The 14,790-nt window shown below is 73.7% G+C and carries 7 protein-coding genes; all 7 read left to right on the top strand.

Translation table 11 applies throughout. The features are described from left to right. Positions 1 to 89: 89 nt before the first annotated feature. The 7 genes from glgX (at position 90) to ACFVT2_RS28625 (ending at position 14,626) form a co-directional block, all read left to right on the top strand. A complete protein-coding gene (glgX, locus tag ACFVT2_RS28655; protein ID WP_390022470.1) occupies positions 90 to 2,381 on the top strand; it encodes a glycogen debranching protein GlgX in 2,292 nt (763 codons plus the stop codon). A gap of 146 nt (positions 2,382 to 2,527) precedes the next feature. Then, a complete protein-coding gene (locus tag ACFVT2_RS28650) occupies positions 2,528 to 4,384 on the top strand; it encodes an ABC transporter ATP-binding protein (protein WP_390022468.1) in 1,857 nt (618 codons plus the stop codon). Beyond that, entirely contained in the window at positions 4,381 to 6,288 is a 1,908-nt protein-coding gene (locus ACFVT2_RS28645) for an ABC transporter ATP-binding protein (RefSeq protein ID WP_390022467.1), read from the top strand. Before ACFVT2_RS28650 ends, ACFVT2_RS28645 begins: the two co-directional genes overlap by 4 nt. After that, positions 6,285 to 8,093, top strand: coding sequence for an ABC transporter transmembrane domain-containing protein (locus tag ACFVT2_RS28640; RefSeq protein WP_390022465.1), 1,809 nt, complete (start codon positions 6,285 to 6,287; stop codon positions 8,091 to 8,093). Before ACFVT2_RS28645 ends, ACFVT2_RS28640 begins: the two co-directional genes overlap by 4 nt. Further along, positions 8,090 to 10,063, top strand: a complete 1,974-nt coding sequence (locus ACFVT2_RS28635; protein ID WP_390022464.1) for an ABC transporter ATP-binding protein — start codon at positions 8,090 to 8,092, stop codon at positions 10,061 to 10,063. Before ACFVT2_RS28640 ends, ACFVT2_RS28635 begins: the two co-directional genes overlap by 4 nt. A 325-nt stretch (positions 10,064 to 10,388) precedes the next feature. Next, positions 10,389 to 12,695 (top strand): M4 family metallopeptidase, encoded by a 2,307-nt coding sequence (locus tag ACFVT2_RS28630; protein ID WP_390022462.1) that lies wholly within the window; start codon positions 10,389 to 10,391, stop codon positions 12,693 to 12,695. 296 nt (positions 12,696 to 12,991) lie between these two features. Next, positions 12,992 to 14,626, top strand: coding sequence for a M4 family metallopeptidase (locus ACFVT2_RS28625; RefSeq protein ID WP_390022460.1), 1,635 nt, complete (start codon positions 12,992 to 12,994; stop codon positions 14,624 to 14,626). The last annotated feature ends 164 nt before the right edge of the window (positions 14,627 to 14,790 follow it).

The raw sequence follows: 14,790 nt of genomic DNA, 5'->3' as shown, positions 1-14,790 counted from the left end.
GGACGCTCCCCCGGCTCACGCTGGGAGGTACCCCCGACCGGGACACCGCCGCCGCCCGACCGAGCCCTTCAGCCGCAGGAGGCCGGCACGTGTCCAGCGCACCCGAGCAGGAGGCGGTGGCGGACGAACCGCTCGCCCCGCCCGCGGACGTCCGCCCCGGCAGCCCGACACCCCTGGGGGCCCGCTACCGCACCGGGCCGGACGGTGACGCGGGCACCAACTTCGCCCTGTGGGCGGGCGGCGCCGAGGCCGTCGAACTGTGCCTCTTCGACGACGAGGGACAGGAGACGCGCCACCTCCTCACCGAGCTGACCCACGAGATCTGGCACGGCTTCCTGCCCGGCATCCGCCCCGGGCAGCGCTACGGCTACCGGGTGCACGGTCGCTGGGACCCCTGGACCGGCGCCCGCTGGAACCCGGCGAAGCTGCTGCTGGACCCGTACGCCCGGGCCGTGGACGGCGACTTCGGCGCCCGCACCGAGACCGCGCCCGCCGGTCCGGCGCTGCCCGCCCCGTTATACGGGCACGTCCGGGACTGGCCCGAGCAGCACATCGCCGACACCGTGCGGGACGACCGCGACTCGGCGCCGTACGTCCCCAAGGGGGTGGTGGTCGGAGAGGAAGACGACGGGGCCGGCGGGGCCGACGAGTGGCAGGACGACCGGCGGCCCAAGACGCCCTGGCCGGATTCCGTCCTCTACGAGCTGCACGTCCGGGGGTTCACCATGCGCCATCCGGGCATCCCGGAGCCGCTGCGCGGCACCTACGCCGGGCTGGCGCACCCGGCCGCGCTGGCGCACCTGACCCGGCTGGGGGTGACCGCCGTCGAACTGCTGCCGGTCCACCAGTTCGCGCACGAGGACCACCTGGTGCGCCGGGGGCTGCGCAACTACTGGGGCTACAACTCCATCGGCTACTTCGCGCCGCATGCCGGCTACGCCGCCACCGGGACCCGCGGCCAGCAGGTCGGCGAGTTCAAGCGGATGGTCCGGGCGCTGCACGACGCCGGTATCGAGGTGATCCTGGACGTCGTCTACAACCACACCGCGGAGGCCGGTGAACGGGGCCCGACCCTCTCCCTCCGCGGTATCGACAACCGTGGCTACTACCGCCTCCAAGGGGACCCGCGCCGCTACGCCGACTACACCGGGTGCGGCAACACCCTGCACGTCGTCCAGCCCCACGTCCTGCGGCTGATCACCGATTCGCTGCGCTACTGGGTCACCGAAATGGGCGTGGACGGCTTCCGCTTCGACCTGGCGGCCGCGCTGGCCCGTTCCCTGCACGACGTGGACATGCTCTCCCCGTTCCTCGCGGTGATCGCCCAGGACCCCGTCCTGCGCCGGGTCAAGCTGATCGCCGAGCCGTGGGACATCGGCTCCGGCGGCTACCAGGTCGGCGCCTTCCCACCCCTGTGGACCGAGTGGAACGACCGCTACCGGGACACCGTCCGGGACTTCTGGCGCGGCGCCACCGGGGACGTCCGCGACCTGGGCTACCGGCTCTCCGGGTCGAGCGACCTCTACGCCTGGGGCGGCCGCCGCCCGTACGCCTCGGTCAACTTCATCACCGCGCACGACGGTTTCACCCTGCGCGACCTGGTCAGTTACGACCACAAGCACAACGAGGCCAACGGCGAGGACAACCAGGACGGCACCCACGACAACCGGTCCTGGAACTGCGGCGCCGAGGGCGAGACCGACGATGCGGACGTCACCGCGCTGCGCCGCCGCCAGCTCCGCAACCTGCTGACCACCCTGCTGCTGTCCACCGGCGTGCCGATGCTGGTGGCCGGCGACGAGATGGGCCGCACCCAGGACGGCAACAACAACGCCTACTGCCAGGACAACCCCACCGGCTGGCTCGACTGGTCGCTGCTGGCCGACCCCCATTGGCGGGCCCTGGCCACGCTCACCGCCCGTCTGATCGCGCTGCGCCGCGCCCACCCCGTGCTGCGCCGCCGGGCGTTCTTCTCCGGCCGTCCGCAACGCCGCGGCGGCCTGCGCGACCTGGCGTGGTTCGGCGCGGACGGTACGGAGATGACCGCACAGGACTGGTACGCCCCCGGCGCCACCCTGGCCATGTACCTCTCCGGCAACGACATCCCGCAGCGCGACGCCCGCGGCGTCCGCGTCACCGACGACAGTTTCCTCGCCGTCCTGCACGCCGACGCCGCACCCCGGACGGTGGTCCTGCCCGGCCTCCCCTGGGCCGGCGCGTACGAGCTCCTGGTGGACACCTCGGCCGAGCCGCCACCGGACGGACCTGGCGGACCTGGCGGACCGGTCGAACGGCCGCCGGAGCGCGGGCCGTTCGCGGCGGGTGGCGAACTCACCGTGCCGGGACGGACGGTGCTGCTGTTCCGGGCCGTGCCGGAATGACCGCCGCCGGGCAGGGACCGTGAACTGACCTCACGTCACGGCCACTTCGGCGGAGGAGTGGTTACCGGCCCGGCCGGGCCCCGTTCCGGACGCCCGGGCGAAAACCGCATGAGCATTGTCAGTGGCGCGCCTTACGCTCGCGGGTGATGGCCACAACCATGCGTTCGACGTCCCCCGACGAGCGGACCGGAGCGGTACGGCGCTCCGCGGTCCGCTCGCTGCTCCGCCTGTGGCCGTTCGTGCGGCCGGTGCGGGCGCGGCTGTTCACCGCGGCGGCCGTGGCGGTGGTGGCGTCCTGTCTCTCGGTGGTCATTCCGCTGGTGCTGAAGTGGCTGGTGGACGGGCCGGTGTCCCACCAGGACACCGGCGGGGTGTGGCTGGGCGGCGGGTACCTGCTGCTGCTCGGGATCGCCGAGGCGCTCCTCTTCGGGCTGCGGCGGTGGCTGGTGGCGCGTCCCACCGCCGCGGTGGAGGCGGCGATGCGCGACGCGCTCTACCACCATGTGCAGCGGCTGCCGGTGGCCTTCCACGACCGCTGGGCCTCGGGGCAGTTGCTCTCCCGGGCCACCACCGACCTCCAGCTGCTGCGCCTGTTCCTGGTCTTCCCCTTGACGTTCCTGCTGGTCAACGGCGCGACGATCGCGGTGGGCGGGGTGCTCCTGATGGCCCAGCAGTGGTCGCTGGGGCTGCTGCTGATCGCACCGGTGCTGCCGCTGATGGCGGTGTGCTCGGCCTTCCAGGCCAAGTACGGACAGGCCGCCCGCCAGGCCCAGGACCAGGTCGGCGATCTGACCACGGTCGTCGAGGAGTCGGTGCTCGGCATCCGGATCATCAAGGGGTTCGGGCGGCACCGCAGCCAGGCCCGCGCGTTCCGCGAGCTGGCCCGCACGGTCCGCGCCACCGAACTCCGCAAGGCCCGTCTACTGGCCGCCATCTGGGGCGTCAACACCCTCCTCCCGGAGTTGGCGCTGGGCGCCGCGCTGGTGCTCGGCACCGTCCAGGTGGCCGATGGACAGCTCTCCGCGGGCACCCTCGTCGCGTTCCTGTCGACGGCGCTGGCCCTGCGCTGGCCGGTCGACTCGATCGGCTTCCTGCTGGCGATGAGCAGCGCCGCGGCGACGGCGGCCGACCGGTACTTCGAGGTGCTGGACGAGCCGCCGGTGACGGAGGACGGCACCGGCCCGCGAGCGAGGGCCACCGACGGTGCACGGGTCGGCGGCGGACTGCTCTTCGAGGGCGTGGAGTTCCGGTATCCCGACGCGGCCCCCGGCTCCCCGCCGACCCTCCGGGGCGTCGATCTCCACATCCGGCCCGGGGAGACGATGGCGCTGGTCGGCGCGACCGGCAGCGGCAAGACCACCCTGACGGCGCTGGTGCCGCGGCTGTACGACCCGACCGCGGGCCGGATCACCCTGGACGGGCGGGACCTGGCCACGCTCACCCGCGAGGAGGCACGGACGCAGGTCGCGGTGGCCTTCGAGGAGCCGACCCTGTTCTCCACGACGGTGGCGGAGAACGTCCTGATGGGCGCGGCGGACGGGCCGGAGCCGGACCGGGCGGCGGATCTGCGGCGGGCGCTGCGGGTGGCACAGGCCGAGGAGTTCGTGAACGCCCTCCCGCAGGGCACCGGCACCGGGGTCGGCGAGCAGGGGATGAGCCTGTCGGGCGGGCAGCGGCAGCGGCTGGCGCTGGCCCGCGCGGTGGTCGGCCGCCCCCGCTTCCTGATCCTCGACGACCCGCTCTCCGCGCTCGACGTGCACACCGAGGCCCGGGTGGAGGCGGCGCTGCGGGACGTGCTGGCGACCACCACCGCGCTGGTGGTCGCCCACCGCCCGTCCACGGTGCTGCTCGCCGACCGGGTGGCGCTGCTGTCCGACGGCCGGATCACCGCCGTCGGCACCCACCACCAACTCCTGCGGGAGAACGCGGAGTACGCGGCGCTGATGTCGGGCGGCCCGGAGCGCGACGGCGCCGGGCGACAGGAGGGGGAGGGCGCGCGATGACGACGACGGAGACCGGCCGACCGGTCGACGGCCCCGGGGGTGACGGCCCCGGCGCCGACCTCCGCACCGGGCCGCCCGCCGCGGACGGGTGGCAGGCCCCGCCGGACGGCGCCCCGGACGCCTTCGAGGCGGATCTGCTGCCCACCCCGAAGGGCGCCTCCCGCGCCCTCCTGGGCGCGCTGCTCGCCCCGCACCGCGGCCGGGTGGCGGCCGCCACCGCCGCCCTGCTGCTCCAGCAGGCCGCCGCGCAGACCAGCCCGCTGCTGGTCGCCTACGCCCTCGACCGGGTGGTGCCGGCCCTGCGGGCGGGCGACCGCGGACCGCTGCTCCTCCTGGCGGTGGCGGCCGTGCTGTGCGCGGTGGTCGCCGGCGGTCTCCAGTGGGTCTTCATCCGGCTCTCCACCCGGGCCGGCCAGGACGTGCTGCTGGACCTGCGCGGCCGGATCTTCCGGCACGCCCAGGCGCTCGGCCTGGACTTCCACGAGCGGTACACCTCCGGCCGGTTGATCTCCCGCGCCACCACGGACATGGAGGCGCTGCGCGAACTCCTCGACGAGGGCCTCCAGGAGTTGGTCTCGGTCGTCCTCTCGACGCTCTACATCACGGCGACCCTGCTCTGGCTGGACCTGGGCCTGGGCGCCGCGGCACTCCTCTCCGCGGTGCCGCTGACGCTCCTCGTCCGGTCCTTCCGGCGCCGCTCGCAGCGGGCGTACCGCGCCAAGTCCACCGCGATCGCGTCGGTCATCGTGCGGTTCGCCGAGACCCTGGGCGGCATCCGCCCGGTGCAGGCGTTCCGCCGCGAGCCGGCCAACGACGCGGCCTTCGCCGGGCTCAACTCCCGGCACCGGCAGGCCAACGGCGACGCGATCCTGGAGATGGCGCGCTATGTCGTCGGCTCCCGCATGGTGGCCAACGTCGCGATGGCCGCCATCGTCCTGTGGGGCGCCTACCGCGTCGCCGCCGACTCGCTCGCCCTGGGCGTGCTGGCCGCCGCGACCCTCTACCTACGCCGGCTGTACGACCCCATCGACCGGCTGGGCATGTTCCTCAATTCCTACGAGTCCGCGGCCGCCTCGCTGGAGAAGATCGCCGGGCTGCTGGCCCAGCGGCCGTCGGTGGCCGAGCCCGCCGCACCGCGGGCGCTGCCGCCCGCCACCCCCGGCCGGCCCGGCCGCGAAGTGGCGTTCTGCGGCGTCCGCTTCGGGTACCGCACGGGCGGCGAGGTGCTGCCGCGCTTCGACCTCACGCTGGCGGCCGGCACCACGGTCGCGGTGGTCGGCGCCACCGGGGCCGGCAAGTCCACCCTCGCCCGGTTGCTGGCCCGGTTCCACGACCCCACCCAGGGCCGGGTGGTGCTGGACGGGGTCGAGCTGCGCGAGCTGTCCGGCGCCGAGCTGCGCCGCGCGGTGGTGATGGTCACCCAGGAGGCGTTCCTGTTCTCCGGCTCGGTCGCCGACAACATCGCGCTGGGCCGCCCGGACGCCGACCGCGCGGAGATCGAGCGGGCCGCGCGGGCGATCGGCGCCCATGACTTCATCACCGCCCTCCCGGACGGCTACGACACCGACGTTCGCAAGCGCGGTGGCCGACTCTCCGCGGGCCAGCGGCAACTGGTCGGCTTCGCCCGGGCGTTGCTGGCCGATCCGGCGGTGCTCATCCTGGACGAGGCGACCAGTTCGCTGGACATACCCGGCGAGCGGGCGGTGCAACGGGCCATGGGCGCGGTGCTGCGCGGCCGTACGGCGCTGGTGATCGCGCACCGGCTGTCCACGGTGGAGTCCGCCGACCGGGTGCTGGTGATGGCCGACGGCCGGATCGTGGAGGACGGCGCCCCGGCCGCGCTGATCGCCGGCCACGGCCGGTACGCGGCGCTGCACCGGGCCTGGCGGGAGAGCGTGACATGACCGCCGGCAGCGTTGCGGAGCACCGCGGTCCGGTGGGCTATCTGTGGTGGCTGGTGGCCAGCCAGCGGCGGCGGGCGGTGGCCGGCTCGGTGCTGGGCACCCTGTCGATGGTGGGGCAGATGCTGCCGCCGTACGTGCTGTCCCGGGCGATCGACGACGGGCTGGCCCCCGGGCGCTGGGGCGCGCTGGTGGCGTGGGCGGCGGTGCTGTTCGGCCTGGGCATGACCAACTCCGTCCTGGGGACGTGGCGGCACCGGACGATGACCAAGATCCGGATGGACGCGAGCATCCGGACGGTGCGGGCCCTGGTGGCGCACACCCTGCGGCTGGGTGCCGCGCTGCCCCGGCAGGTGAGCGCCGGCGAGGTCGTCACGATCGGGATCGGCGACGTCGCGGTGATCAGCCAGTCGCTGACGGTGATCGGTCCTGGCGTCGGCTCGGCGCTGGCCTATGCGGTGGTCGCGGTGTTGCTGCTGGACATCTCCCCGCTGCTGGCGGCGGTGTTGCTGCTGGGGGTGCCGGTACTGGCGGTGCTGGTCGGGCCGCTGCTGGGGCGGCTGGAGGGCGTCGAGGCGCGGTACCGCGAGCGGGAGGGCGGGCTGGCGGCCCGGCTGACGGACCTCGCCGGCGGGCTGCGGGTGCTCAACGGGCTCGGCGGCAAGGAGGCGTTCGCCCAGCGGTACGGGCAGGAGGCGCGGGCGTTGCGCGGCGAGGGCTATCGGGTCGGCGCGGTGACCAGTTGGGTGCAGGCGCTGGGGGTCGGGCTGCCGACGCTGTTCGTGGCCGCGGTGACCTGGCTCGCGGCCCGGATGGCGGCCCAGGGCGCCCTCACCGTAGGCCAGTTGGTGGCGGTGTACGGCTATGCGGCGGCGCTGGTGGCACCGGTCTCGTTCTTCATCGAGTTCGGCTACGACTTCACCCGGGGCCGGGTGGCGGCGCGACGGGTGGTGCGGTTCCTGAGTCTGAGGCCGGACGGCCGGGCTGGGGAGCCGGACGGCCGGGCTGGGGAGCCGGACGGCCGGGCTGGGGAGCCGGACGGCCGGGCTGGGGAGCCGGATGGCCGGGCAGGGGAGCCGGATGGCCCGGCGTTCGGGGAGCCGCCCCCGGTGCCGGCGGTGCTCCGCGACCCGGCGTCCGGCGTCGAGGTGGTGCCGGGGTCGTTGACCGCGCTGGCCGGTGAGCGCCCGGAGGAGTCGGCGGCGGTGCTGGACCGGCTCGGCGGCTTCGCGGAGTCGGCGGCGACCTGGGGGGCGGTGCGCCTCGACGCCATCGACCCGGCGCGGCTACGGGCCCGGGTGCTGGTGGCGGACAACGAGGCGGACCTGTTCGCCGGCACCCTGCGCGAGGTGGTCAGCGGGCGGCGGGACCGGAGTCGGGAGGCGATCGAGGGGGCCTTGTACACCGCGGCGGCCGAGGACATCGTCCGCGGGCTGCCGGCGGGGCTGGACAGCCCGGTGGCGGCGCAGGGCCGGGACCTCTCCGGCGGCCAGCGGCAACGGCTGCGGCTGGTCCGGGCGTTGCTGGCCGATCCGGAGGTGCTGTTGGCGGCCGAGCCGACCTCGGCGGTGGACGCGCACACCGAGGCGGCGATGGCGGCGCGGCTGCACGCGGCCCGCGCCGGCCGGCGGACGACGGTGCTGACCACCACCTCACCGCTGCTGTTGGACCGCGCGGACACGGTGTACTACCTGGCCGGGGGGCGGGTGGCGGCGGTCGGCAGCCACCGGGAACTCCTCGAAACGGAGCCGGGGTACCGGTGGTTGGTGACGCGCGGCACGGGCGAGGAAGCGGAGGCGGGGGCATGACGGTGACCGAGGAGTGTCCTGCGGTGGCCCGGACCGGGCGGTCCGTTGGAGGCCCGCTCCCGTCCGGTGCGCTGCCGGTGGCCGACCGGGCCGGCACCCGCCGGGCCGCGCTCGCGCTGATCCGCCGGGACGGCCGCGCCTTCGCCCTGGTGCTGGCGCTGAACGCGCTGGCCGCGGGCGCCGGTCTGATCGCGCCGTGGCTGCTCGGCCGGATCGTGGACGCGGTGCGCGGTGGCGGCGGGGTGGCCGCGGTGGACCGGCTGGCCCAGGTGATCCTGGTGTGCGCGCTGGCGGAGTTGCTGCTGGCGCGGTCCGCCCGGTACGCCGGGCACCGGTTCGGTGAGCGGACCGTGGAGCGGGTGCGCGGGCGCTTCGTCGCGCGGGTGTTGGCGCTGCCCCCGGCGGTCGTGGAGCGGGCCGGGGCGGGCGATCTGACGACGCGCGGGACGACCGACACCGCCACGGTCGGGCGGACGCTGCGGGACGTGGTGCCGGAGGTGCTGATCGCCTCGGTGCAGGTGGTGTTCTCGCTGGGCGCGGCGCTGGTGCTGGACGTCCGGCTCGGGCTGTGCGGGGTGGGGCTGCTGGGCGTGCTGGTGGCGACGCGTTGGTATCTGCGCCGGGCGCGGGACGCCTATCTGGCGGAGGGGGCGGCCAATTCGGCGTTGGCCGAGCAGTTGGCGGCCACCGCGGGGGGTGCCCGGACGGTCGAGGCGTTGGGGCTCCAGGGGGTCCGGCATGCCGCGGCGGAGGCGGCGGTCGCGGGTTTTCGCCGCAGTCGGCTCCGCACCCTGGCGCTGCGCACGGTGTTCTTCCCGGCGGTGGACGTCTCGTACGTCCTGCCGGTGGTGGCGGTGCTGCTGGTGGGCGGGTGGCTCCAGGCGCGGGGCGCGGTCGGTCTGGGGTCGGTGGTCTCCGCGGCGATGTACCTGTGGCAGGTGTCGGGGCCGTTGGACGCGATCCTGTTGCGGGTGGAGCAACTCCAGAGCAGCGGGGCGGCGTTCGCCCGGGTGGAGGGGCTGTCGGCGGCGCCCACGGGGCCGCGGGAGCCGGGCCGTTCCCCCGCGCCCGACGGCGGCCGCATCGACGTCACCGACGTGCACTTCGCCTACGGGGCAGCGGACGCGGACGGCGGCACGGACGGCAGTACGGACGCCGGCACGAACGGCGACACGGCCGACCGCACAGACGGCGGCACGAACGCCGGCACGAACGCCCGCACGAACGGCACCGGCGCAGCCGACGGCGGCGGCGGGGACGACGACCGGGCAGCAAGCGACAGCGCGACCGACGCGGCCGATGTCCTGCGCGGAGTGACGCTCACCGTCCGCCCCGGTGAGCGGCTGGCCCTGGTCGGCCCGTCGGGGGCCGGGAAGTCCACGCTGGGGCGGCTGTTGGCGGGGGTCGACGCCCCGCGCCGGGGTGCGGTCACGGTCGGCGGGGTGCCGGTGGCCGGTATGGATCCCGCGGTGCTGCGCCGGCAGGTCGTGCTGGTCACCCAGGAGCACCACGTGTTCCTGGGCACCGTCCGGGACAACCTGCGGATCGCCGCACCGGACGCCGGGGACACCGCGCTGCGGGCCGCACTGGCCGCGGTCGGGGCCGACTGGGTGCGGGAACTCCCGGACGGTCTGGACACCGCGCTGGGCACCGGCGGGTACCGCCCGGACGGTTCGCAGGCCCAGCAACTGGCGCTGGCCCGCGTGGTGCTGGCCGATCCCCACACGGTGGTCCTCGACGAGGCGACGGCGCTGCTGGACCCGCGGACCGCCCGCCGCGCGGAGCGTGCGCTGGCCGCCGTTCTCGAAGGCCGTACGGTCATTGCCATCGCGCACCGGCTGCACACCGCGCACGACGCGGACCGGGTGGCGGTGCTGGAGGCCGGCCGCCTGACCGAACTGGGCACGCATGAGGAGTTGGTGGCGGCCGACGGTGTCTACGCGGCGCTCTGGCGCTCCTGGCGCTCCTGATCGGGCGGCGTTCGCGGGTCCGCCGGGCCGGCCGGGATTCCCGGCCGGCCGTCCGGTTTCCGGACGTGGATTTCGCCCAACGGACGTTTTCCGGCCATTTCATTGATGGGCACCTGACAACCACTCGCCAGTGGTGGCACTCTTCCCGGCAGCCGCCACCCGGACCCCCACAGCACCGCCCCGGGCGGCCGCGACCCCAGCGCCACCAGCACCGCAGCCCCCCACACGCTCCATGGTTCTGCCTCGCTCTGCCCGGACGGCCGCTCCGCCGCCCGGTCCCCCTTGGCCGCCCCCCTCATGTCGCGGCCCCGCAGAAGGAGTCAGTGTGAGAAGCACCCCCCATAGACCCACCCCGCAGCGACGCGCCGTGGCGACCGGCGCGCTGGTAGCGGTCACCGCCCTCCTGGCCGTCGGCGTCCAGGCCGGTACCGGCGCGGCCGCCAGCCCGCACGGCACCCCCGCCGCCCGCCCGGGCCCGCACGCGGCACCCGTCGCCGGTGCGCTGCCCGCCAAGCTCACCCCGTCCCAGCGGGCCGAGCTGATCCGCACGGCGAACGCCACCACCGCCGCGACCGCCCAGCGGCTGCAACTCGGCGCCAAGGAGAAGCTGGTCGTCAAGGACGTCGAGAAGGACGCCGACGGCACCACGCACACCCGGTACGAGCGCACCTACGAGGGACTGCCGGTGCTCGGCGGCGACCTCGTCGTGCACACCGCGAAGACCGGTGCGGTCAAGAGCACCACCAAGGCCCTGAAGACGGCCCTCACGGTGGCGTCCACCACCGCCGAGGTCGCCCCGGCCACCGCCGCGACCAAGGCGGTCTCCGCCGCCAAGTCCCTCGGCTCCACGAAGACCGCGGCCGACCAGGCCCCGCGCAAGGTCATCTGGGCCGCCGACGGCACCCCGCGGCTGGCCTGGGAGACGGTGGTCGGCGGGGTCCAGGACGACGGCACGCCCAACCAGTTGCACGTCATCACCGACGCCACCACCGGCGCGAAGATCTTCCAGTACCAGGGCATCGAGAACGGCATCGGCAACAGCGAGTACAGCGGCAAGGTCACCATCGGGACCTCCGGTTCGGCGCCGAACTTCACGATGACCGACGGCACCCGCGGCGGCCACAAGACCTACGACCTCAACCACGGCTCGTCCGGCACCGGTTCGCTGTTCACCGACGCCGACGACACCTGGGGCGACGGCACCGCCGGCAACCCGCAGACCGCCGCCGTGGACGCCGCCTACGGCGCCCAGGAGACCTGGGACTACTACAAGAACGTGCACGGCCGCACGGGCATCCGCGGGGACGGCGTCGGCGCCTACTCCCGCGTGCACTACGGCAACAGCTACGTCAACGCCTTCTGGGACGACGGCTGCTTCTGCATGACGTACGGCGACGGCAGCAACAACGCCGCCCCGCTGACCGCGCTGGACGTGGCCGGCCACGAGATGTCGCACGGCGTCACCGCCGCCACCGCCAACCTCACCTACAGCGGCGAGTCCGGCGGCCTCAACGAGGCCACCTCGGACATCTTCGGCACCGCCGTGGAGTTCTACGCCAACAACCCGGCCGACCCGGGCGACTACCTCATCGGCGAGAAGATCAACATCAACGGCGACGGCACCCCGCTGCGCTACATGGACAAGCCGTCCAAGGACGGCGCCTCGGCCGACTACTGGTCGAGCACCGTCGGCAACAAGGACGTGCACTACTCCTCCGGCGTCGCCAACCACTACTTCTACCTGCTGTCCGAGGGCAGTGGCGCCAAGGACATCAACGGCGTCCACTACGACAGCCCGACCTTCGACAACCTGCCGGTGCCGGGCATAGGCCGGGCCAACGCCGAGAAGGTGTGGTTCAAGGCGCTCAGCCAGTACATGAGCGCCAACACCAACTACGCGGGCGCCCGCACCGCCACCCTCCAGGCCGCCGCCGACCTCTTCGGCCAGGGCAGCGCCACGTACAACACGGTCGCCAACACCTGGGCGGCGGTGAACGTCGGCGCCCGCGTCCCGGACGGCGGGGTCACCGTCACCAACCCGGGCAACCAGACCAGCACCGTCGGCCAGGCTGCCAGCCTCCAGATCAAGGCCAGCAGCGGCACCACCGGCGCGCTGACGTACGCGGCGACCGGGCTGCCCGCCGGGCTGTCCCTCGACGCCGCCACCGGCCTGATCTCCGGTACGCCGACCACCGCCGGCAGCGCCACGGTCACCGTGACGGTCACCGACGCGGCGAAGAAGACCGGGACCACGTCCTTCACCTGGACCGTCAATCCGGTCGGCGGCGGCAACGTCTTCGAGAACAACACCAAGGTGGCCATCCCGGACGCCGGTGCGGCGATCACCTCGCCGATCCCCGTCAGCCGCAGCGGCAACGCCCCCAGCGGCCTCAAGGTGACGGTGGACATCACCCACAGCTGGCGCGGTGACCTGGTCATCGACCTGCTGGCCCCGGACGGCACCGCGTACCGGCTGAAGAACTCCAGCATCTCGGACTCGGCGGCCGACGTGAAGGCCACGTACACCGTCAACGCCTCGGCGAAGGCCGCGAGCGGCACCTGGAAGCTGCGCGTCCAGGACGTCTACGCGGGCGACTCCGGCACCCTCAACGGCTGGAAGCTGACGTTCTGACAGCAACCGGTAATACTCCCGTCACCCTGATGTGACAAGGCAGGCAGTCCGCCGGACAAATCCCGTCGATCGCGACAACTGATCGACTGCACCTACGAGTTGGGCGTCGTTCCCGGATCCCCGGGGGCGGCGCCCCGCTCCGTTATTCGGACATCGATCACCTCTCTACGGACGATTTTTAGCCAACCTCCCACCACCCCGCTGACATGCACGCGTTCGAATGGCAGTCTTCCCGACGCATGTCACACCCGCATCGCTTTGCACCCCCACCACTTGGCAAAGTTGAAGGAGCACGCGTGACCCCCCACATATCTCGTAAGACCCGTGTGACCGGTTCGGTCGCCGCCGCCGCGGCCCTGCTCGTCGCCGGCATCACCGCCGCCGGTACCGCCGGCGCCACTCCCGCCCCCACCGCCGCCCGTGACGGCGCGCCGCTCGCGCTCAGCACCTCGCACCACGCGGAGTTGGTGCACGACGCGCAGGCCGCGACGGCGCAGACCGCCAGGACGCTGGGCCTGGGCTCGCAGGAGAAGCTGGTCGTCAAGGACGTCATCAAGGACGCCGACGGCACCACGCACACCCGCTACGACCGCACCTTCGCCGGCCTCCCGGTGTTCGGCGGCGACCTGGTCGTGCACACCGCCAAGGGCGGCGCCGTCAAGGGCGTCACCAAGGCCACCAAGGCGCCGGTCGCGGTCGCTTCCACCACCGCGAAGATCGCCCCGAAGGCCGCCGCGCTGGCCGCCGAGTCGACCGCGACCAAGAGCATCGGCGCCCAGAAGGTCGACGCGCCCGCGCCCCACAAGGTGATCTGGGCCGCCAAGGGCACCCCGGTGCTGGCGTACGAGACCGTGGTCGGCGGCGTCCAGAAGGACGGCACGCCCAACCAGCTGCACGTCATCACCGACGCCAACACCGGCAAGAAGCTCTACCAGTACCAGGGCATCGAGAACGGCGTCGGCAACAGCGAGTACGCCGGCAAGGTCGACCTCACGACCAAGAAGGGCGCCAACGGCTACGAGCTGACCGACGACTCCCGCGGCGGCCACCAGACGTTCGACCTGGGCGGCAGCGAGAGCGGCAACGGCAAGCTGTTCACCAACTCCACCGACACGTGGGGCGACGGCAAGCCCAGCAACGCGCAGACCGCCGCCGTGGACGCCGCCTACGGCGCCCAGGAGACCTGGGACTACTACAAGAACGTGCACGGCCGCAGCGGCATCAAGGGCGACGGCAAGGGTGCCACCTCGCGCGTCCACTACGGCCAGAACTACGTCAACGCGTTCTGGGACGACAGCTGCTTCTGCATGACGTACGGCGACGGCCAGGGCAACAACAAGCCGCTGACCGCCCTCGACGTCGCGGGCCACGAGATGTCGCACGGCGTCACCGCCGCCACCGCGGGCCTGGAGTACAGCGGTGAGTCCGGTGGTCTGAACGAGGCCACCTCGGACATCTTCGGCGCCTCCGTCGCGTTCTACGCCAAGAACCCCACCGAGCCGGGCAGCTACTTCATCGGCAAGAAGATCGACATCAACGGCGACGGCAAGCCGCTGCGCTACATGGACAAGCCCAGCAAGGACGGCCAGTCCCTGGACAACTGGAGCGCCGACGCCGGCAACGTCGACGTCCACTACTCCTCCGGCATCGCCAACCACTTCTTCTACCTGCTGTCCGAGGGCAGCGGCCCGAAGGACGCCAACGGCGACCACTACGACAGCCCGACCGCGGACGGCTCCAAGGTCACCGGCATCGGCCGGGACAAGGCCGAGAAGATCTGGTTCAAGGCGCTGACCACGTACATGACCTCGACCACCGACTACAAGGCGGCCCGCGAGGCGACCGTCAAGGCGGCCACCGACCTCTACGGCGCGGGCGGCGCCGAGGTCAAGGGCGTCGAGTCGGCCTGGGCCGGCGTCAACGTCAAGTAACACCTGGCAACGACGCACAGCGTCAACCAGCAGCGCACCGCGGCCGGTTGGCCGCACCGCACCGGCGTGGGCGGGGGGGGGGTAACCCCGCCCCCCCGCCGGTTTTAGGCGAGGGGGGCGCGGCGGATTAGCAACCGGGGGGCCCGCGCACCGGCGCCCCCCCC

The sequence above is a fragment of the Streptomyces sp. NPDC058000 genome (assembly GCF_042886435.1).
Lineage (GTDB): Bacteria > Actinomycetota > Actinomycetes > Streptomycetales > Streptomycetaceae > Streptomyces.
The sequence above is the reverse complement of the archived record's forward strand: the minus strand, read 5'-3'. Positions and strand labels throughout refer to the sequence as shown.